The organism is Bradyrhizobium sp. SSBR45G, assembly GCF_030159255.1.
Lineage (GTDB): Bacteria > Pseudomonadota > Alphaproteobacteria > Rhizobiales > Xanthobacteraceae > Bradyrhizobium.
On the sequence record NZ_BSCT01000036.1, the window covers coordinates 52,501 to 72,828 of the forward strand.

Below are 20,328 nucleotides of genomic sequence, written 5' to 3' on the forward strand. Positions count from 1 at the left end.
AGTAGCACACACCATAATTGATGTATGAAACAAAGACAATGATGTAAAATACATCACTCGCCCATACGAGGCAAGCTGGAACTCGGCCACCGGCCTGTCCCCGCACGGCGCGGCCACCCGGAACGCCAAACGGCCCGCCATCCCCCTGGGGTATGGCGGGCCGGTGATGGTCAGATCGGAGGCGGGGTTCAGGCCGCGTCGCGATGCGAGGCGATGATGTGGTCGGCGGCGCGGCCCGTCACTTCGGCCATGTGGTCGAACTGGCGGGTGAAGCTGCCGGCGCCAGCCGTGGCCGAGCGCAGTTCCACGATCAACTCGCCGATCTCGGCTTCCGGCATCATCGCCCGCACGCAATCCCAGCCCGGCCAGCCGTCACGGGTGTCGAACGACAGGATCTGGCCGCGCCGTGCCGAGAGGATCGCGTTGATCTTCGCGGTGGCGTCGGTCGGACAGACGATCTCGACGGTGTGGATCGGCTCCAGCAGCACCGGCTGGCACTGCGGCAGGCCCTCGCTGACGCCGACACGCGCCGCGGTCCGGAACGCGAGATCGGACGAATCGACGCTGTGATAGGAGCCGTCCGTCAATGTCACCGCGACGTCGATCACGGGGAAGCCCAGCGGACCGCGCGTGAGCGCGTCGACGACGCCCTCCTCCACCGCCGGGATGTAGTTGCGCGGCACCGCGCCGCCGACCACCTTCTCGGTGAACTGGAAGCCCTCGCCGCGCGGCAGCGGCTTGATGTCGAGCACGACGTCGCCGAACTGGCCGTGACCGCCGGACTGCTTCTTGTGGCGGCCGCGCTGCGTGATCGGCTTGCGGATGGTCTCCTGATAGCCGATCGCAGGCGTGTGCGATTTGACGTTGACGCCGAAGCGGTCGCGCAACCGTTCCAAGGCGACGCGCAGATGCATCTCGCCCTGCCCCCACAGCACCGTGTCATGGGTGCGCGGGTTCTGTACCATCGTCAGCGACGGGTCCTCCTCGTGGAGCCGCTGAAGGGCCTGGCCGAGCTTGACGTCGTCCTTGCGGTCGACGGCGGCGATCGAGATCGCCAGCACCGGCGAGCACGGATCGATCCTGACCAGCGCCTGTGGCGCAACCTTTCCGGTCGCAACCGTGTCGCCGGTCCTGACCGCATCGAGCTTGCCGAGCGCGATCGTCTCGCCGGCCTCGACGCCAGCGCGCTTGCTGTCATGCGCGCCGGTCGCGGCGAGAATGCCGGACACGCGCGCCACCTCGCCCGAGGCGGCATGCAGCGTGGCGCCGTCGTCGAGATGGCCGGACAGCACGCGGGTCAGCGAGAGCTTGCCGCCATGTTGCAGATGCAGCGTCTTGAAGACGTAGCCGAGCGCCTCCTTGGTGTCCTTCACGCCGAGCCGCTGGGTGGTCTCAGCGATTCCGGGCGCCTCGTGGCGCAGCGCCTTCATCAGCCGGAGCACGCCGTTCTCACGCAGCGCCGAACCGAGCAGCACCGGGCAGATCAAACCTTCGCGCAGCTCGCGCGCGAGATCGTCGAACACGGCGTCGCGCGGCGGCGGGATATCCTCCAGCAGCTGCTCCATCAACGAATCGTCGTGATCGGCGAGCTTCTCCAGCATCGAGAAGCGCGCCTCCTTCTCACGATCGAGATTGCCGCCCTCGAGATCGATCACCTCGCTCGCCTTGTGCTCGCGATAGATGAAGGCGCGCTCCAATGCGAGATCGACGAAGCCCTCGATCAGCTCGCCGTTCCAGATCGGAATCTGGCGCAGCACCAGCGGCACGCATGAGGCCGGCTGCAGGGTTGCGAGCGTCTCACGGATGCGCGCATTGGCGCGGTCGATCTTGTTGAGGAACAAAAAGCGCGGAATGCGCAGCTCCTCCAGCTCGCGCAGGATGATCTGCAATTGCGGCAGCTTCTTCTCGTCGGCCTCGCACACCACGATCGCGGCATCGACGGCCGGCAGCGCGGCGCGCATGTCGTGGATGAATTCGATTGAGCCGGGACAGTCGAGGAAGGTGTAGCTGTCGCCCATGAAGGTGGCGGTCGCCGCCGTCATCGCGACGCTCATCTTGTGATGCCGCGCCTCCGGACTGGCATCGCCGACGGACGTGCCGGCATCGACGCTGCCGGCGCGCGGGATCGCGCCGGTTCGCGCCAGAATCGCCTCAAGCAGAGTGGTTTTACCGCTTTGGAAAGGGCCCACCAGCGCGATGCACCGTGGACCTCGGGGACTTCTCAGATCTTGTCCCATTCGCCGCCTCCTTGTTGTGGAGCTCGGCCCTTGATTGGGTCGGCAAAGCCGAATGCTCTGCCTCGTCTGCCGCTTTGGCAAGCAGGCTGGCGGCGAAAAACGTTGCTGCAGTGCAAGCGAGGCGTCACTCTTCCCGCACAATTGCGGGAAGAGTGGCCGTTCACGGCAAAGAGACGATCAACGGCCGGGACGCAATTCGAGGCTTTCCAGACCGGCCGAGACGCTGAGGCCGACCTGGCCCTGCACGCTGAGCGGCTGCAGTGCGATCGAATTGGCCGAGCCGCCAACCAGCACGTTGCCGCCGAGGCCGACGCCGACCGAGGCCGAGCCCTGCGCACCGGCATAATCGCCGGAGAGATCGCCCGGCCCGAGCCGCGCGACCGGGGCATAGACCACCCAGGCGAGCAGCGATTCCTGGGTGATGCCGAGATCGAGGCCGACCTTGCGGATCGTCGCGACATAGCGGTCCTCGGGAATGCCGTCGGCGCGCAGCACGCAGCCGAGATGGGTCACCGAGCCGACGATGAATCCGACGCTGGCGCCGCCGCGGCATTCGAGGACACCGACCCGCACGCGATCTTGCGCCTGGGCGGCGCCCGCGATGCAGAGGACAGCAGCAGTGAGCCCAGCGAGGATGGTCGAGCGCATGAATAAACTCCGGCTGAAATGAAGATGCGATGCAGACCCCGCCGATCGGACTGATGATCACGGGCGATCACATCTATGCCACAAGGCTTACACCCGCACCAGAATAGACGCGCCGTTCATCTGATCCGCGGACGTGACGACATGAACGGCGCGCCGCTGGTGCAAGGCATTGTCGTGAACGAAATCGAGGATCGTCGCGGCGCGCAATGGTCAGCGATAGAACCGCGAGAAGTAGGACGATGACCGGCTCGGGCTCGGATGCATCGGCAGCAGCGGCACCAGTTCGACCTCGGTGATTCCTGCCGCGAGGTTGAGGCCGGTCTGGCCCTGCAGGCTGATCGGCTGCAGGGCGGCGGAGCGGTCGGAGTCGCGCACCAGGAAGCTGCCGCCGAAGCCGACCAGCGCGGCGGCATTGGCGGCCAGCCCGCCGTAGCGACCGCGCAGCTCGCTGCGGCCGAAATCATTGACCGGTGCGTTGACCGCCCACGCCATCCGGGTCTCGTCCGTCAGCCCGAGATCGAGGCCGTAGCGGCGGACCTTGGCGACATAGCGCTCGGGCTCGCGGCCCTGGCTGCGAAACACGCAGCGCAGGCGGGCCTGGGACATCACAAGCTTGCCGGCGGTGCGGCGTCCTTCGCATTCGAGCACGCCGGCGCGCATCGGCCGGTTGGCGTGGGATGCCGCTGACAGCGCGACCGACACAAGCAACACGATCGACAGCAGAAGCAGCCGCATCGAACTCCAACCCTACGCCACTGAACTTGACGCTCGGACAAAAGAAAAGCGCCATGTTCAAAACATGGCGCTTTCCGGGGCAGAATCCGACTGTCCGAAATTCGGACCGGTTGTTGCCCGATTACCTCAAATTACCGCAGAAGCGCTGGATACGCTTGCAGGCGTCCTCGAGGTCCGAAGTCTTGGTCGCGTAGGAGATACGGAACGCCGGGCCGAGGCCGAACGCCGAGCCCTGCACGACGGCAACGCCCTCGGTTTCCAAAAGCTCGGTGACGAAGGCCTCGTCGTTGTCGAGCACCTTGCCCGACGGCGCGGTCTTGCCGATGGTGCCGGCGCAGGACGGGTAGACATAGAAGGCCCCCTCCGGCCGCGGGCATTCGATGCCGTTCGCCTGGTTCAGCATCGACACGACGAGATCGCGGCGCTCCTTGAACACCTTGTTGTTGGCCGGAATGAAGTTCTGCGGGCCATTGAGAGCTTCCACCGCCGCCCATTGCGCGATCGAGCACGGGTTCGAGGTCGACTGCGACTGGATCGTCGCCATCGCCTTGATCAAATGCGCCGGACCGCCGGCATAGCCGATACGCCAGCCGGTCATGCAATAGGCCTTGGAGACGCCGTTCACGGTCAGCGTGCGGTCATAGAGCGACGGCTCGACCTGCGCCGGGGTCGTGAACACGAAGTCGTCATAGACCAGGTGCTCATACATGTCGTCGGTCATGATCCAGACATGCGGATGCTTGACCAGCACCTCGGTGAGCGCCTTCAGCTCGGCCTTGGTGTAGGCCGCGCCGGTCGGGTTCGACGGCGAGCACAGGATCAGCCACTTGGTCTTCGGCGTGATCGCCTTCTCCAGCGCCTCCGGCTGCAGCTTGAAGCCATGCGCCGCGGTGCAGACCACCGGCACCGGCTCGCCGCCGGCCAGCGCCACCATCTCCGGATAGCTGACCCAATACGGCGCCGGGATGATCACCTCGTCGCCCGGATTGATGGTCGCCATCAGCGCATTGTACAGCACCTGCTTGCCGCCGACGCCGACGATCACCTGGTTCGGCTTGTAGGTGAGGCCGTTCTCGCGCTGGAACTTGCCGATGATGGCTTCCTTCAGCTCGGGGATGCCGTCGACCGCGGTGTACTTGGTCTTGCCGGACTGGATCGCCTTGATCGCGGCGTCCTTGATGTTGTCCGGCGTGTCGAAATCCGGCTCGCCGGCGCCGAGGCCGATGACGTTGCGGCCCGCCGCTTTGAGGACGCGCGCTTTATCCGTGACCGCGATGGTTGCGGACGGCTTCACACGGTCGAGCGCAGCGGCGAGAAAGGACATCATCAGCTCCTATGCAGGCGTCGTGGATGACCCTCGTTCGGGCCACGACCAGTCATGTTTGGGAAACGCCTGCTTTTAAGGCCCGCAGGCTGGCATCGCAAGAAGCTTGGGCACATGGCTCCCAAGAGTTTAGGGAACGTTAAAGCCACCCGGCTAGCGTGATCAGACGATTGTCCCAATTTTCAGGCCGAAATGACCACTATCGGGAGCGCCCTGCGATCCGGCGACTGGCTGACGGCCGCGCGGATCAAGTCCTACAGCTGGCTTCTGCTCGCGGTCACGATCGCGGCCATCGCCGGCTGGATCGCGCTGTCCGATGGCCTGATCGACCGCAACGGCAAGCCGATCGGCACCGATTTCTCCAACGTCTATGCGGCAGGCGTGCTGACCCTTCAGGGCAAGGCCGCCGACGCCTATGACCCGCCGTTGCAGCATGCGATGGAAAAGGCCGTGTTCGACGGCCGCGACGTGCCGTTCTTCGGCTGGCACTATCCGCCCTTCTTCTTCGCGATCGCCGCGATCACCGCCCTGCTGCCTTATGCCGGCGGGCTGGCGCTGTGGGTGGTGTCGAGCCTCGCCGCCTATCTCGCCGTGATGCGCGCGATCCTGCCGCGGACCGAGACGCTGCTGGTCGCTGGCGCCTTCCCCGCGGTGTTCGTCAACATCGGCCACGGCCAGAATGCATTCTTCACCGCGGCCCTGCTCGGCGGCGCGCTGCTCTCGCTGGAGCGCGGCAGGCCATGGGCCGCAGGCGTGCTGATCGGGCTGCTCGCCTACAAGCCGCAATTCGGCGTGCTGATTCCGGTTGCGCTGGTCGCAGGCGGACGCTGGCCGACCATCACGGCCGCAGCCGCCACCGTGGCGACACTGGTCGCGATCAGCTTCGCCGTGCTCGGCAGCGACGTCTGGCATGCCTTCTTTCAGTCGATGACCTTCACCCAGAACGTGGTGCTCGAGCAAGGCGGCACCGGCTGGGAAAAGATCCAGTCCGTGTTCTCGGCCGCCCGGCATTGGGGCGCGGATGTCCGCACCGCCTACACGGTGCAGGGCCTGCTTGCACTGTCGCTCGCCGCCGGCCTCGCCTGGCTGTGGCGGAGCGACGCGGCGTTCGATCTCAAGGCTTCGGCGCTCGCCAGCGCGAGCCTGCTGGCGACACCCTATGTTCTCGACTACGACCTCGTCGTGCTTGCGGTCGCGATCATCTTCTTCGTCCGCCACGGCCTCGCCAACGGCTTTCGCGACTACGAGCTCAGCGTGCTCGCGGCCGCCTGGATCGTGCCGCTTGTGTCGCGCAGCGTCGCCGCGCTGACGACGATCCCGCTCGGCCTCGCCGCACTGGTGATTCTGTTCGCGCTCACCCTGCATCGCGCGCTGTCCGATCGCGCCGCCGAGATCGACGGACACGCGCGCATCGCACGAGCGTGATCTCGCAGGCTTGATCGCGCAAGCTTGATCTCGATCGTGTGGAGCTGTTGGAAAGTTGTTGTTCGCGAGTGCAGTGCAGTAGCGCTTTTCGACTTTTTCCATCCGTCGGCTCTTGCAGCCCGCGCCCATCGGCATCATTGTCTGGCCGCATTGCGGGACGATCTGGCGTCCGCATGCGTGATTCTGCAAAGCGACGATTCCTCGAACTCGATATTGGCCGGATGTACAAGCTCTATTCGATGCAGCGCTCGGGCAACAGCTACAAGGTTCGCCTTGCGCTGGCGCTTCTGAACGCGCCCTATCAGGCGATCGAGATCGATATTCTGCGCGGCGAGAGCCGCACGCCGGACTTCCTCGCCAAGAATCCGAGTGGCCAGGTGCCGCTGCTGGAGGTCGGAGAGGACCGCTATATCGCCGAGTCGAATGCGATCCTGTGGTACGTCGCGGGCGGCACGCCGCTGGTGCCGGAGCAGCGCATCGAGCGCGCCGAAGCGCTGCAATGGATGTTCTTCGAGCAGCATGCGCTGGAGCCCAATATCGGCGCCGCCTATTTCTGGCTGCTGCTGGTGAAGGGCGGACGCGATCTGCAGACGCATGCGCTCGAGGACTGGATGGAACGCGGCTACGCGGCGCTCCAGGTGATGGAGAATCATCTCAAGAGCAACGACTACTTCGCGGCGAAGCAGCTGACCGTCGCCGACATCGCGCTGTACGGCTACACCCATGTCGCCGATCGCTGCGACTTCGATCTCTCGACCTTCCCCAAAATCCGCAGCTGGCTGCGCCGGGTCGAGCAGACGCCAGGCTTCGTCGCGATGGACTGGCAGCCGGCACTGATCGACTCCGCCGGCATCGCCGCCGACTACGATTGAGCCGACACCGTAAGACTACCGACCACCCGTAGAAGAGCGGGGAAAATACACGCGAAGGCGGGAACAAATACCGCTAGCGCCATTTTTTTGCCGTTTTTGGTCGCTGACCGCCGCAATCCTGCCCAGCGTGACCTTAGAATTTACCTCTGCGAGTGATTCGCTCGCGGATGTAGGGGTAAGGGATTTCGACTTCATGTGCCGGTGGCGTATGGCTTCCGTTCCGAAGTTCAACTGGGTCCGCGGCCAGGCCTCCCCACTGGGCCCGGCGCAGCATGAAGAGGCCTTCCAGGGGCCTGTCAGTGGCTTTCACGACAACGCGACGCTCACCCTCTCGCCCAGCCTGACCACTGCGGTGGCCGCAACCATCGCAGCCAGCACGGTCTCCTTGGGCGTGAGCGTCACCGTCGTGATCTGGTCGATCCAGGCCGTCATCTCGATGCCCGCTTAGCAGCAAGCCATTTTGACAACCCTTCGCGGTTTTCGCGACAACAGGCGATGATTGTCTCGCGCTGCAAATGGCGATGAAATCAACGGTCGTAATCGTTGCCGTGACCCTGGCCCTCGCGATCCTGCTGGCGGCGTCACTGCTGATCATCATCGAGCGGCGGGGCGAGCTCTCGCTCTCGCCGCTGACCGAAGACGGTCGGACGACACATGTCCAGCTGATGAGTCCGCCCAGCGCCGGCCCGGTGCAGCCAGTCTCTGGTTGATCGCAGGCGCGGCCATGCGTATCGAAAGCCGTCGACAATCGAAAAGGCGGCTCATTTTTCATGCATGCATCACTCATTGTGCGTCCCCTCGCGCGCGAGGACTACGATCTTTGGCTGCCCCTCTGGGACGGCTACAATGCTTTCTACGGCCGATCGGGGCCAACCGCGTTGCCGGCGGAGATCACCGCCACCACCTGGGACCGCTTCTTCGACGCCAATGAACCCGTGCATGCCCTCGTCGCCGAGAGCGGCGGCGAACTGATCGGCCTCGCCCATTATCTGTTTCACCGCGCCACCACCACGATCGGGCCGCTGTGCTACCTCAACGACCTGTTCACAAGCGAAGCCGCCCGCGGCAAGGGCGTCGGCCGCACGCTGATCGAGGCGGTCTATGCGGAAGCCCGCGCCGCCGGCGCGCCACGCGTCTATTGGCAGACCCACGAGACCAACACCACCGCGCAGGCGCTCTACGACAAGATCGCCGACCGCTCCGGCTTCATCGTCTACCGCAAGACGGTGTGAGCCGAGCGGCTGTCACGCAGCCGTCACGGCACGGGCCTAGGCTCCCCCGAGCGCCTGATCACCCCCCCGTCACCGATCACGCGTTTCAGCGGTCCCCGTCAGTCGCCGTCTCTGACCGGGGCCGCATTTTTTTGCCCGGCGTTCCCCGTCGGACGCGAAAATCGACTCCGCAAGTGACGATTGGTCAGCGACCTGAGTGGCCCCGCGATCATCACGGGAGAGCAGGGCAGGAACGCGTTGCGTCTCACGCGACGTTCGTCACCGTGTCCCGTTGCTGCACTGGGGCAGCAATGCGCTGAGGGGCCTTGGCCTGTGCGGCTTCGACGCACATTCTGACAGCTTCGCCCATGCTGGCAGCGACCAGATCGGCCTTGGTAGCTTCTTGCAGCCCTTTCGCAGCGTCCTGATCGACATCCGCCGCGCAGCAGACCAACATCACGCTGGCTCTGGGGAGCCGCCGCTTCAGGCGACGCACGGAATAGCGCATATGAGCAACGCCTGAATTGCCCAGATAAACGAGACAGGCGATCGCAACCCCTGCAGGCTCCAGCTTGATGACATTGGCCGTCGAGAGCGACTCTGCTCCCGAAACCTTCGCGCCCAACCCATGAGCCGATGACAGTTGCGCAAGAAGCAACGCGGCCGCTTCGTCGATCGGGGTTCGCCCCGCGACGCAGAGGACGGGCTGTTCGCTCTGCCATTCCTCGGCGAGCCTGTCCCTGGCGAGAACGGGAATCGTGTCGCCTGCCTGGTTTGTGACCAGGCCGTCGACGGCCGATGCCGTTTCCGGATCGCTGATGGACTCGCTTTTCGACAACGGACCATCGGTCTGATCGGAAAGATCCGCGGTCAACTCGGCAACGGCGTCCCGGATCGTCGCAAGGCGATCGACGGCGAGCGCCCCTCGGTCGGCGTCGGCCTGGGCCAGTTGCAGCCCCTTGACCGCGACTTCGTCGCAATAGGCGATCAACGAGCGCTCCTTCAAGAACTCTTCTGCCTTCCCGGCCGCTTCGGTCGGATCGTTGGCCAGCATGCGCTGGTAGAAGATCTCCGCAGGGGACAGCGCCGGACGATCACCGAACATGACGTCCAGGAACTCCAGGCTTTCGACGTGTCGTCCGATGACCACCAGACAGACCGTCAGCGGAGTTGCGAGCACGAGTCCGATGGGTCCCCACAGCGCGGTCCAGAACGCGGCCGAAACGACCACGGCGACGGGGGACAGACCGGTACTGCGCCCATAGACCATCGGCTCGATGACGTGGCCCACCAGCGGCTCGACCACGAGGAACAGAACCAGCGTCCAGATCAGCATCGACCAGCCAGGGTCGACCGCTGCCGCCAGGGCCAGCGGAAACGCCGCGCCGATCACGGCGCCGATATAGGGCACGAACCGAAGCGCTGCGGCGAGGATACCCCAGAGGATCGCGCTGGGGATGCCGATGAACCACAACCCCGTGCCGATCACGACGCCGAATGCGCCGTTGACGGCGAGTTGCGTGAGGAACAGCCGGCTGAGCCTGTAGGCCGCGTCATCGAGCGCGGCTGTCGTGCGCTGCAGATCGGATGAACCCGCAAGGCGAATGAGACGATTACGCAGGTCTTCGCGCTGAAGTAAGATGAAGATGACGAAGATGATGATGATGCCGGTCGTCGCCAAGGGATGAATGAGCGGCGAAATCAGCGTACGCAGACTGTCCAGCGCTCCGGGATCGGGCTGCCGGACCTCCACCGGGATCGGCGCCTGGGCGGACGGAGAATTGGTTCGCAGGCCTCCGCTCGGAGGCCGGGCCGCCTCCGGCTCTTTCGGCTTGTCGAGCTCCTTGCCCAGGTCCTTGAGCATGTCCGATGCACGCTCGAGTGTCCCCCGCCCCGCTTTGGTGTCGCGGAACGACTGGATCTTGTTGCTCATCGTCGATTGATAGCTCGGCAACTCGCTGGCGAGCTGGGTGAGCTGCGTGGCGAGCAGGCTGCCCAGTGTAAAGATCACGACGAATGCGAGAACGACCACGCTGACCACAGCCAGTCCGCGCGGCGCGCGAAACCGCTGCAATTGCGCGACCAATGGAGCCAACACGAAGCTGAGCAGGATGGCCAGGGCGACCGGGACCAGAATGTCACGACCGAAATACAGCAGCGAGATGATGATGACCGCGAAAATCGCGACGGCCAGAGCGCTGATGAGTCCGAGAACTTCCTCAGGCGTGCGGGCCTTGAGCGGCTGTCTGCTGATCATCGAACTCTCTTTCCGAGCGAGGAAGGGCAGTGCGCGCGGTCGTTGTCTCTGGGAGCGAAACAGACGCGCCGATGATGCGGCCCCGCCTCGACACCAGGTTCTCTGCTCCGACCTGCAATAACGGACTCGTGAGGCTCCAGTTCCTCGGGCGCACATTCCATCGCCTGCGCGTCAATCAGCCGCTTCGTGCGACCGGCGGATGACGCGATCAACGACCGCAGCAGGCCCCTGTCATTCAAAGCGGCTTTTGCGAAGATATTGCCGCAAGCAGGGTGCGCTCCCTCTCCCCGTGAAGGACGGGGAGAGGGAGCGCGCCGCCTTTGAGGCGGCCCCTGATGGAAACAGCTACTTCTTGCCGCCCACCGTTTGTCGCACTTCGAATCCTTCGAACTGCGGCGGGCCGAGATAGAGCGGCTTGTTGTCGCCGGCGCCCTTGTGGGCTGCGCGGAAGGCTTCGGACTTGGTCCAGTCCTCGAAAGCGGTCTTCGACGCCCAGATCGTGTGCGAGGCGTAGAGCGTGTGATCCTCGGCCTCCGGTCCTTTCAGCAGATGAAACTCGACGAAGCCGGGCACCTTGTCGAGGTGGCTGTCGCGCGACAGCCAGACCTGCTCGAAGCCGGCCTCCGAGCCCTTGGCGACGCGAAAACGATTCATGGCGATGAACATGCTGATCTCCTGGATGATATGCCGCTGCATCCAGGAATAGCAGACTTCGCGCCGCGACGCGCCTGCCACGATCGGCGCGGATGCGGCGATGTCTGGAACAATCGAAGGCAGCGACGATCGACGCGGCAGCGGCCTTACGCCACCAGCCCCTTCATCGGCCTCACCGCCGCACTCTCCGGAAACACGGTCTCGCCGAGCGCGCGCTCGCTCACACCGAGATGATCGGCGAGCACGCCTTTGAACACGGCGCGCAGATCGGTGGTCGGCGCGAGATCGCGGCCCTGATAGAGGCTCGCAAGCTTCAATGTCGGCCAGTCGGCGATCACCCGGCCGCCCTTCACCGCGCCGCCGGCGAGCAGCGCAATCGTGCCGGTGCCGTGATCGGTGCCCTGCGTGCCGTTGATCTTCGCCGTACGGCCGAACTCGGTCGCCACCACGACCACCGTATCGCGCCAGCGCGGACCGAGCCCGCTCTCGAACTCGGCAAGCGCGCCATCGAGGCCCGACAGCAACTGTGCGAGCCGGCCGACCGCACCGCCTTCATTGGCATGCGTATCCCAACCGTCGAAGGCGAGTGCGGCGATGCGCGGACCGTCATCGGCCGCCATCAGCTTCGCCGCGCCACGCGCCACCTGGCGCATCGCGTTGATCTGGTTGCCGCCCGGCTTGGGCTTCATGTCGTCACCGAACGCGACCTTCTCCAGCTTCAGCCCTTGCGACAGCGCCGATGCAAGCGCGGGATCACGATGCGCATAGAGATCGACGAGCCGCATCGCGGTGTCGTCGTCGGCCTGCGGCAAGGCCACGGGCGCCCAGCCCACCGTCGGCGCGGCGCCGCGCAACACCAGCGGCGCGGTCGGCCCGACCGCGAGTGCGCCTGCAACGCGCGGCCCGCGCGGCAGCACCTCCAGTGCGCGATTGAGCCAGCCGGACTGCACGCGTCCAGGACCGGCGAAGCCGCTTTCGAGCACGTCCTGGCCGTCGAAATGCGAGCGCTCGCGATACGGCGTTGCGACCGCATGGATCACCGCCGCCTGCTTGGCGCTGACCATGCGGGCGAATTCCGGCATCGACGGATGCAATGCGAAGAACGAGTCGAGCGGCAGCGCCGGGTTCGGCCCACCGGCGGCAAGCGCAATCGCGCCATGCAGCTCGGCGTAGTCGGGATCGCCGATCGGCGCGACGGTCGCAAGCCCATCGAGCGCGCCGCGCAGGATGACGACGATCAGCCGCGGGTCGCGCTGATCGGCGGCGCGGGCGAATTTCGGCAAGTACCCCCAGGCAGCGAAGGAGGCCCCCGCCAGCATCAAATGCCGCCGCGAGGTCAACAGCGAGGTCGTGGTCCGCTCCATCGTCATCTCCTCTGAACTTCCGGCGACATCAAGAGCAGCACCAGCGCCTGCTGGCGCGACTCCGCGCGCTCGATCGTGCGCCGCGTCTCGGTCGAGGTCGCATCGCCTGCGACGAGGTCGAGCAGATCGCGCGGATCGAGATTGTTGCCGAGGCGCGAGGCGAGTTGCGCCGAGATGTCGAGCCGCAGCTTCATGCCTTCGGGCGCGGCCCACATCGCATTGGTATCGGCAAAGCCGTTCGGTCCCGCAGGTGCCCACAGCGGCTGGCCGAGCGTATTGAGGGAGTTGAGATAGAAGCCGGGATCCTCAGGCACGCGCGCCAGCAGCCGGCCGCCCGCGACGAGAAACTCATAAGGCGAGCGGATCTTCGTCAATGGCGCCGACCAGGCTTCGTCGGAATCGACCAACGCCAATGTCAGCGCCCTAAGATCGCCGTTGCTTGTCCTGAAGACGGCATCGAGCCGCGCCACCAGCGCGGGCGGTGGATCGTCGGCGACGAAATGGCGCGCGAGCTTGGTGGCGATGAACTTCGCCGTCGAAGGATGGCGTGCGATGTCGGCGAGCGCGGCCTCGCCCTGCGCCAGGCCATCATCCTGATAGGTCTTGCCGAGCAGGGTCTGCGCTCCCGGCTGATGCGCATTGGCGTTGAACACGAAGCTGCCGGGCGCACCGTTGCGGCTGTTGCGTCCCGCAAAGCTCCAGCCGGTGATGATGCGCGCCAGCGACGTCACGTCCTCCTGGGTGTAGCCGCCGCCGACGCCGAGCGTATGCAGCTCCATGATCTCGCGCGCGAGATTCTCGTTGAGGCCGCGCTTGCGGTTCTGGCCGGCGCGCGAATCCGGTCCGAGCGATTCCTGGTTGTCGAGAAAGAACAGCATCGCCGGATGCTGCTCGACCGCCTTGAGCATGTCGGCGAAGCGCCCGAGCACGTGCGGCCGGATCGCCTCGCGCTCGAAGGCGCCGGCCCACATCCGCGCCAGCTCACCCTTGCCGGCGGAGATGCAGAAATGGTTCGACCAGAACGCCACGAGGCGCTCGGTGAAGCCGCAATCGGCGAGCACCGCGCGCTGCAGCCGCGCCAGCGCTTCGATACGAAACGTCTTCTGGACGACGTTGGGCGGCTGCTGCGGCTGAGCAGGCTTCGCCTGCATCCCTGCCGCGGATTCTCCCGCGGCTGGCGCCATGCCGGTGCCCGTCGTCGGCGGAGATGATGGCGGCGCGGACATCGCCGCGTCGCCCCCGTTCATGGACAGGCCGCGCGTCTGACCGGGCTGCTCCACCGGCGGCGTCTCCGACGCAGGCTTTGCCGCCGCATCGCGCGCCCGCTTGACCTCATCCTGATAGGCAAAGACGGCGTCGGCGAGCGCAGGAGTTCCCTGCAGGCCCGGCACCTCCAGCAGCGCCCCGTTGGGGCGGCCGAGTTCCGCCTTGACGAAGCCGCGCGGATCCGACGCCGCATTGACGAGATCGCCCGAAGCGCCGCCACGCGCGCCGAAGCCGAAGCGGTTCAACGCAATGAGTGCCGCCTGGGGATCACGCGCCATGCCACGTCCTCATCAATTGCTGCGCCAGAATGAGTGCACCCAAATCCTGCATGGGTTCGATACCGGCGTGCTGGCGCCCTCTGCTGCCACGCACTATAGTTGCGCCGGCAGATGAACCGGACGTGAAAAGGGCTGGCCGGACGTGGTTCCGAACGTGACAAATCGTTTAGCAAAGGTTACCGCGCGACAGCTCACATGCGAGGCGTGCGGAAGGGAATTCAGCTGTGACCCCGACGGTTCCTGCTGGTGCTTCGACGAAACCCTTCGCCTGCCGCTGCCCAAAGCCGGAGAGAGCCGGTTCAAGGACTGCCTTTGCGTCAATTGCCTGACGAAGCTCGCCCGCGATTCGGAGCCGAGATCGTGACGCACTGGCACGTCGAAGCCGTCCTGCTCGACATGGACGGAACACTGCTCGATACCGAGAAGGTCTATCTCGAAGCCTCGATCGCGGCGCTGAACGCGCTGGGCTACACCGATGGCGTCACCGAACTGTGTCACGCGATGATCGGCATTCCCGGCCCCGACAACGAGCGCACCTTGCGCGATCATTTCGGCGACGACTTTCCGCTGGTCGAGGTCAATCGCCTGTTCGCCGCCAAGACCGCCGAAATCCTGCATGCGGGAATGCCGCTGAAGCGCGGCGTCATCGATCTGCTCGATGCGATCGAGGCGGCCGGCCTGCCCAAGGCCGTCGTCACCTCGTCCTCGCGCAACACCGCGTCGGAGCATCTCCGGCTCGCGCGGATCGACCACCGCTTCGATGCCATCCTGACCCGCGACGACGTCAGCCGCGCCAAGCCGCATCCCGATCTCTATCTGCTCGCGGCGGAGCGGCTGCGGACACGGGCGCCGGCCTGCGTCGCGATCGAGGATTCCAATCCCGGTGTGGCCGCGGCCCATGCCGCCGGCGCGATCACGCTGATGGTGCCGGACATCGTGCCGCCGACCGAGCAGTCGCGCGAGAAATGCGTGGCCGTGCTGCCGCATCTCGATGCGGTGCGCGAGATGCTGGGGATGCGCCTGCGGCCGGTGCTGGCGACGTAACAGCTTTTAGCTGGCACGGCGCGCGGCCGTCCGCCGCGTCGTCTTGCCAGCCTTCGCGCGCCTTGCCAGCGCCGCCGCGACCAACGCGCGCGCCGCCTCAGCCGCAGTCTCCATGTAGCTGGCATCCCGATGCAGCAGCACGACGGCGAAGGCGCCGTCCAGCAGCAGCAGCATCTGCCGCGCGAGCTCGGCTGCGCCTGCGATCGCTTCGGCTTCGAACATCGCCTGCAGCCAGGCCTCGAACTTCTTCTTGTGCGCGGCGCCGATCTTGATCGCGGGATGGCCGGGAAGATTGGCGAGCTCCGCCGTGGTGCGCAGGAAACCGCAGCCGCGCCACTTCGGATGGCGCGCGGCAGCGGCGAGATTGATGAAGATCGCCGCGATCCTGTCCGGAAAAGCGCCCTCGCTCTCCTCGAACCAGCGCTTGAACAGCGCAAGGTTCGGCTGGTCGCGCGCGGCGAGATAGGCTGCGACGAGATCATCCTTGCTGCGGAAATGGTAGTACAGCGTCTTCTTGGTGATGCCGGCGCTCTCCGCCACCGCATCGACGCTGACGGCGCGGATGCCTTCGGCGTAGAACAGCCGGCTCGCGGCGGCAACGATACGTGTCCGGGTTGGATCAGAGGAACGGGCCATGGCAGCGCTCAGGCTCAATGTATACTGACCAGTGAATATACCTTGGCCAGCGCCGCGCCTAGTCTTGCTGCATCAACCGCCAGCCTGCGAGGCGCCGCCATGGCCGATCCCATCCTGCTTCATGTCTCCGACCGCATCGCCCTGCTCACGCTCAACCGCCCGGAGCAGCTCAATGCGCTCAGCTACGCCTTGATCGATGCGCTGATGGCCGCGCTCGACCGCATCGAGACGGACGACGGCATCAGGGCCGTGATCCTGACCGGCGCCGGCGACCGCGCCTTTTCGGCCGGCGCCGACATCGATGAATTCAGCGAGAGCGTGCATGAGGGCCGCGCCACCGCGCTGCGCGACTTCGTCCGGCGCGGCCAGGCCATGACGGCGCGGCTCGAGGCATTCAGGAAGCCGGTCATCGCCGCCGTGAACGGGCTCGCCTTCGGCGGCGGCTGCGAGATCACCGAGGCCGTGCACCTCGCCGTCGCCAGCGCCCGCGCCAGCTTCGCAAAGCCCGAGATCCGGCTCGGCATGCCGCCGACCTTCGGCGGCACCCAGCGGCTGCCGCGGCTGGTCGGCCGCAAGCGCGGGCTCGAGCTGCTGCTGACCGGCGATCCCTTCCCGGCCGAGCGCGCGCTTCAGATCGGCCTCGTCAACGCCGTCGTGCCGCATGACGAGCTGCTGCCGGCGGCGCAGGCACTTGCCCAGCGCATCATCCGCCATGGGCCTGACGCCGTCGCCGCCGTCATCACCGCGGCGACGCGCGGCCTCAACATGGCCATCAGCGAAGGGCTGCAGGTCGAGCGCGAGCAGTTCGCCAGCCTGATCGGCGGCCGCGATCTGGAGCAAGGATTGGCGGCGTGGCGCGAACGCCGATCGCCGCGTGTTTCTTCCTAGACCGGATATCCCGGCGACTTGCGCGCCAGCCCATCGAACGCGTCGAGCAGCCGCTCGCGCCAGGCATGGACGCTGTCGGTCTCCTCCAGCAGGCGGAACGGGCTGACCACGCGCGCCCATTGGAAGCCGCCGAACACGATGTAGTCGGCATAGTCAGGCGCGTCGCCGCCGATGAAGGCTTGCGTCTTGAAGGTCTGGCGCAGCGGCTCCAGCGACTTGCGGAAGCTCACCACCGCCTGGTCGCGTCCGGCCATGATATCCTCGAGGCGCTTGCCGAAGCGCGCCTCGCGCGAGGCTCGGAAATAGGCGGCGTCCTCGGCAGCCAGATTGTTCGGAATGTCGGCGATGATCAGCGGGAAGATGCCGCCGACCACGGCGATGTCGCCCCATGCATTCATGAAGCGCGCCATCGCGCGGCCGCCGGCGCCGCCGAACAGCGACGGCCGGTCCGGATAGTGATCCTCGAGATAGTTGGCGATGGTCCATGAATCGACCACCGCCCGGTCACCGTCGAGCATGACTGGCACCTTTTCCGCGCCATGGCAGGCGAGCGCGCTCTTCTCGGTGAAGCGCCAAGGGATCGAGTCCACGCTCAGGTCCTTATGCGCCAGCGCCATGCGCGTACGCCAGCAGAACGGGCTGAACGGGCGCCCCACGTCGGTCCCGACGAGTTCGAACAGCTTCACTGACATGCCAGGCCTTCCTCCTCACGAACGGGACCGTTCTACCCCATGAGACGGCCATTGTCGCGCAGGAGCCGAGCGCCTGCGTCGGTGACCGCGAGGACAATGCCGCCGCCGGCGGCCGGCGCGCGGGTGACGTAGCCGGCCTCGGCGGCATCCTCCCAGATCGTCAGCCGCGGACAACTCGTTCGCCAGGCCTCGATCACCTCGGCGCGGCTGCGCGGCGTGCGCGCGATCCATTCGACGAAGTCCAGCACCAGCGGATCTATCACCTGAGCCATGGCTCACCTCATTCCGCCGCGACGGAGCGCTGCGCGAGCAGCAGCAGCCAGCCGCCATAGAGAATGTAGTAGCTCGCGACCGCGGTGATGATGCGGTTGGCCCAGGTCCTGAACTGCTGCTCGCTCATCGCCTCCAGGATGCGGCGCGCCAGCGTGGTGCCGAGCATGGAGGCCGCGACGGCCACGAGCGCGAGCACGGGGTCGAGACTGGCGGCCTGGTCGATGATGCCGCCGAAATAGATCAGCTTGGTGAGATGGCTCGCGACCTGGCAGGTCGCCTTGGTGGCCACGATGGAGCGGCGGTCGAACCGCGCGCCGAGGAAAAACGTGTCGAGCAGCGGACCGGACACGCCGGTCATCAGCATCAGCCCCATGCAGATCATGCCGTAGATGGCGCCCTGCCAAAGGCTGTCGGGATCGGGCTTCAATGAGGCCGGCATCAGCCGCGCCAGGAACGGCGTGACGCCGAGCAGCAGCAGTGCGGCCGGCTTGTCCGGCACGTAGCGCAGCAGCGACCACGCGCCGAGCGCCAGCGCGCAACCGACGAGATACACGGCGACCGGGCGCCAGCGGATGTGGCGGCGCCACAGCACGGCGCGCCAGCCATTGGAGGCCATCTGCGTGATCGCATGCAGCACCATCGCCGCCGGCAGCGGCATCAGCGCGAGCAGCACCCCGATCAGGATCAGCCCGCCGGCCATGCCGAACAGGCCCGACAGGAACGCCGTCGCGACCATCAGCAATCCGAGCGCTGCAATCAGGACGGGCGTCATGGCTGATCTCCTCTGGCCGCAATCTTGTCGCACTGGCGACGGCGGCACAAACCGAGTTATCTTGCCCTCCATCAGTTTTCCTGAGGGCTGTCATGCGGCGGCTTCTGTTCCTGAACGGCATCAAGGCATTCGAGGCGGCCGCGCGCACCGGCAGCTTCGCGGCGGCCGGGACCGAGCTCAACGTCTCCGCGGCTGCGATCAGCCGCATGGTCAACCTGCTCGAGCAGCGGCTCGGCGTGGTGCTGTTCGAGCGCAAGGCCAATCGTCTGGCGCTGACCGCGGCGGGCCGCACCTATCAAGGCGGGCTGACGCCGATCTTCGATGCGCTGTCGAGCCTGACCGCGCAGATCATGGCCCCCTCGTCGATGCGCGTGCTGACGCTCGGCGTCGGGCCGACCTTCGCGATGAAATGGCTGATCCCGCGGCTGGCCGACTTTCGCAAGGTGGAACCGGACATCGAGGTGCGCATCACCACCGGCGGCGCGGCGGTGCCGTTCGGCGACGATTGGAGCTGCGGCATCCGGCTCGGCGACGGCGCCTGGCCGGGCCTCGTCGCCGAGCCGCTGTTCGCCGCCGACCTCGTGCCGGTGTGCACGCCGCGGCTCGCGGCGACGCTCAAGCGGCCGACCGATCTCAAGGGCCCCAGCCTGCTGCGGGTGTCCCACGCGGCCGAGGACTGGCCGCTGTGGCTCAAGGCGGCCGGCGTCACCCGCGTGACCGCCCGCGGCACCGAGTTCCAGTACTACGGACACGCGCTGCAGGCCGCCATCGACGGGCTCGGCGTCGCCATGGGCATCCGCCCCTACATCGATGACGATCTCGCGGCTGGACGTCTGGTTGCACCGTTCGCGCTCACCGTCCCGAAGGGCGAGCGCTGGTATCTGGTCTATCGCAGCTTCCAGGCCGGACAGCGTGATTTCACCGCATTTCGGCGCTGGATCATCCGTGCGGCCGCGCAATCCGCGACACGGAACGCGCCGCGCAAGGATGCGATGAAAAAAGACGCCGCCATGTGAACCCGTTCACATTTGCCGCGACGTATTCATGCTGTCGTTGCCGTTCGGGACATCAGGACTGGGCAATGACGTACTTGTATGAGGATTTCGCCATCGAGCCTTTCGAAGCAGGAAAAGGCTTATGGCACGCGCGGATCCGCCGCGCGGACATGACTCCGGTGGTGATCAATGGTGTTTCATTCCCCTCCCTCGAAGTCGGCTTCGCATGGTCGGATGCGGACATGGCGATCGCCGACGCCAAGAGCCACATCGACCGGTTCCGCAAGCGATGGAGATAGTGCGGCGAATTTGCAGCCAACGCAGGATATTCCGCGAACCCCGGGAAAAGACGGATAGCGCCGCGCGGAACAATCTCGGAGAGTGAGGTCGATAAGAATCTACCGCCGCTCCCAACGGTTCCAAGCCGACATTCAAAACGCCAATTCGAAATGCCGAGTGTATTCGTAATGCGGACTGCAATTCATGGCTGAGCCTGCCCTCAAACACCTCACTTATTCGGTTCGCACGCGTTGCCCGGACTGCGATGCGGAACTGAGCATTCTCAGCGTCATCAACGGCCGCGGCGGCTCTGAGTATTGGGCCCTGCAATGCATCGCCTGCCACGGCGTTCATCTCGATATCGTCGACCCGCCTACCCGTCATTGACCTGATCGCCGCAGCGCCCGGATCACCGCAGCGCCCTGATCATGGCATGCCTCCACTCCGGCGATCGCACCCCCAGGCGATCGCCGGCAGC

Annotated in this window: 23 protein-coding genes; 11 read left to right on the plus strand and 12 right to left on the minus strand. The window is 66.0% G+C overall.

Annotated elements, in window-relative coordinates:
• Positions 1–188: 188 nt before the first annotated feature.
• From QQL87_RS30150 to QQL87_RS30165, 4 genes are all read right to left on the minus strand, one after another.
• On the minus strand, positions 189–2,237 hold the full coding sequence (locus QQL87_RS30150) for an elongation factor G (RefSeq protein ID WP_284422676.1): 2,049 nt from the start codon (positions 2,235–2,237) through the stop codon (positions 189–191).
• 177 nt (positions 2,238–2,414) lie between these two features.
• Entirely contained in the window at positions 2,415–2,885 is a 471-nt protein-coding gene (locus tag QQL87_RS30155) for a DUF992 domain-containing protein (protein WP_284422674.1), read from the minus strand.
• A 210-nt stretch (positions 2,886–3,095) separates the two neighbouring features.
• A complete protein-coding gene (locus QQL87_RS30160; RefSeq protein ID WP_284422673.1) occupies positions 3,096–3,620 on the minus strand; it encodes a DUF992 domain-containing protein in 525 nt (174 codons plus the stop codon).
• 121 nt (positions 3,621–3,741) lie between these two features.
• Positions 3,742–4,944, minus strand: a complete 1,203-nt coding sequence (locus tag QQL87_RS30165) for a pyridoxal phosphate-dependent aminotransferase (protein ID WP_284422672.1) — start codon at positions 4,942–4,944, stop codon at positions 3,742–3,744.
• Positions 4,945–5,136: 192 nt separating this feature from the next.
• Between QQL87_RS30165 and QQL87_RS30170 the strand changes: the two genes are divergently transcribed.
• The 5 genes from QQL87_RS30170 (at position 5,137) to QQL87_RS30190 (ending at position 8,473) form a co-directional block, all read left to right on the plus strand.
• Positions 5,137–6,369 carry a glycosyltransferase family 87 protein gene (locus tag QQL87_RS30170; RefSeq protein ID WP_284422671.1) on the plus strand — a complete coding sequence of 411 codons (1,233 nt, stop codon included), beginning with the start codon at positions 5,137–5,139 and terminating at the stop codon, positions 6,367–6,369.
• A gap of 221 nt (positions 6,370–6,590) precedes the next feature.
• On the plus strand, positions 6,591–7,241 hold the full coding sequence (locus QQL87_RS30175; RefSeq protein ID WP_284422725.1) for a glutathione S-transferase family protein: 651 nt from the start codon (positions 6,591–6,593) through the stop codon (positions 7,239–7,241).
• A gap of 193 nt (positions 7,242–7,434) precedes the next feature.
• Entirely contained in the window at positions 7,435–7,689 is a 255-nt protein-coding gene (locus QQL87_RS30180; RefSeq protein WP_284422670.1) for a hypothetical protein, read from the plus strand.
• A gap of 67 nt (positions 7,690–7,756) precedes the next feature.
• Positions 7,757–7,951: a hypothetical protein gene (locus QQL87_RS30185; RefSeq protein WP_284422669.1), complete on the plus strand. Its 195-nt coding sequence runs from the start codon at positions 7,757–7,759 to the stop codon at positions 7,949–7,951.
• Between the two features lie 60 nt (positions 7,952–8,011).
• Positions 8,012–8,473, plus strand: a complete 462-nt coding sequence (locus QQL87_RS30190; protein WP_284422668.1) for a GNAT family N-acetyltransferase — start codon at positions 8,012–8,014, stop codon at positions 8,471–8,473.
• A gap of 244 nt (positions 8,474–8,717) precedes the next feature.
• Here the strand turns inward: QQL87_RS30190 and QQL87_RS30195 are convergent, their stop codons facing one another.
• The 4 genes from QQL87_RS30195 to QQL87_RS30210 form a co-directional block, all read right to left on the minus strand.
• Entirely contained in the window at positions 8,718–10,709 is a 1,992-nt protein-coding gene (locus tag QQL87_RS30195; protein WP_284422667.1) for an AI-2E family transporter, read from the minus strand.
• A gap of 345 nt (positions 10,710–11,054) precedes the next feature.
• Positions 11,055–11,375: a heme-degrading protein HmuQ gene (hmuQ, locus tag QQL87_RS30200; RefSeq protein ID WP_284422665.1), complete on the minus strand. Its 321-nt coding sequence runs from the start codon at positions 11,373–11,375 to the stop codon at positions 11,055–11,057.
• A gap of 134 nt (positions 11,376–11,509) precedes the next feature.
• On the minus strand, positions 11,510–12,727 hold the full coding sequence (locus QQL87_RS30205) for a DUF1501 domain-containing protein (RefSeq protein ID WP_502871236.1): 1,218 nt from the start codon (positions 12,725–12,727) through the stop codon (positions 11,510–11,512).
• Positions 12,728–12,729: 2 nt separating this feature from the next.
• Positions 12,730–14,271, minus strand: coding sequence for a DUF1800 domain-containing protein (locus QQL87_RS30210; RefSeq protein ID WP_284422663.1), 1,542 nt, complete (start codon positions 14,269–14,271; stop codon positions 12,730–12,732).
• 154 nt (positions 14,272–14,425) lie between these two features.
• On the opposite strand from QQL87_RS30210, the gene QQL87_RS30215 reads away from it, so the two are divergent.
• On the plus strand, positions 14,426–14,635 hold the full coding sequence (locus QQL87_RS30215) for a cysteine-rich CWC family protein (protein WP_502871237.1): 210 nt from the start codon (positions 14,426–14,428) through the stop codon (positions 14,633–14,635).
• Positions 14,632–15,315: an HAD family hydrolase gene (locus QQL87_RS30220; protein ID WP_284422660.1), complete on the plus strand. Its 684-nt coding sequence runs from the start codon at positions 14,632–14,634 to the stop codon at positions 15,313–15,315. Before QQL87_RS30215 ends, QQL87_RS30220 begins: the two co-directional genes overlap by 4 nt.
• 6 nt (positions 15,316–15,321) lie before the next feature.
• Here QQL87_RS30220 and QQL87_RS30225 read toward each other — a convergent pair whose 3' ends face one another.
• Entirely contained in the window at positions 15,322–15,951 is a 630-nt protein-coding gene (locus QQL87_RS30225) for a TetR/AcrR family transcriptional regulator (protein WP_284422659.1), read from the minus strand.
• A 99-nt stretch (positions 15,952–16,050) separates the two neighbouring features.
• Between QQL87_RS30225 and QQL87_RS30230 the strand changes: the two genes are divergently transcribed.
• On the plus strand, positions 16,051–16,839 hold the full coding sequence (locus tag QQL87_RS30230; RefSeq protein ID WP_284422658.1) for a crotonase/enoyl-CoA hydratase family protein: 789 nt from the start codon (positions 16,051–16,053) through the stop codon (positions 16,837–16,839).
• Here the strand turns inward: QQL87_RS30230 and QQL87_RS30235 are convergent.
• Genes QQL87_RS30235 through QQL87_RS30245 form a run of 3 tightly spaced genes read right to left on the minus strand, consistent with a single transcriptional unit; the run spans position 16,836 to position 18,576 of the window.
• Positions 16,836–17,531, minus strand: coding sequence for a glutathione S-transferase family protein (locus QQL87_RS30235; protein ID WP_284422657.1), 696 nt, complete (start codon positions 17,529–17,531; stop codon positions 16,836–16,838). The genes QQL87_RS30230 and QQL87_RS30235 overlap by 4 nt on opposite strands.
• A gap of 32 nt (positions 17,532–17,563) precedes the next feature.
• Complete coding sequence (locus QQL87_RS30240) at positions 17,564–17,803, minus strand: hypothetical protein (RefSeq protein ID WP_284422656.1); 240 nt, start codon at positions 17,801–17,803, stop codon at positions 17,564–17,566.
• Between the two features lie 8 nt (positions 17,804–17,811).
• Complete coding sequence (locus tag QQL87_RS30245; RefSeq protein ID WP_284422655.1) at positions 17,812–18,576, minus strand: sulfite exporter TauE/SafE family protein; 765 nt, start codon at positions 18,574–18,576, stop codon at positions 17,812–17,814.
• Between the two features lie 92 nt (positions 18,577–18,668).
• Between QQL87_RS30245 and QQL87_RS30250 the strand changes: the two genes are divergently transcribed.
• The 3 genes from QQL87_RS30250 (at position 18,669) to QQL87_RS30260 (ending at position 20,237) form a co-directional block, all read left to right on the plus strand.
• Positions 18,669–19,592 (plus strand): LysR substrate-binding domain-containing protein, encoded by a 924-nt coding sequence (locus QQL87_RS30250; RefSeq protein ID WP_284422654.1) that lies wholly within the window; start codon positions 18,669–18,671, stop codon positions 19,590–19,592.
• Positions 19,593–19,657: 65 nt separating this feature from the next.
• Entirely contained in the window at positions 19,658–19,870 is a 213-nt protein-coding gene (locus QQL87_RS30255; RefSeq protein WP_035638937.1) for a hypothetical protein, read from the plus strand.
• Between the two features lie 184 nt (positions 19,871–20,054).
• Positions 20,055–20,237, plus strand: coding sequence for a hypothetical protein (locus QQL87_RS30260; RefSeq protein WP_009026282.1), 183 nt, complete (start codon positions 20,055–20,057; stop codon positions 20,235–20,237).
• Positions 20,238–20,328 lie beyond the last annotated feature (91 nt).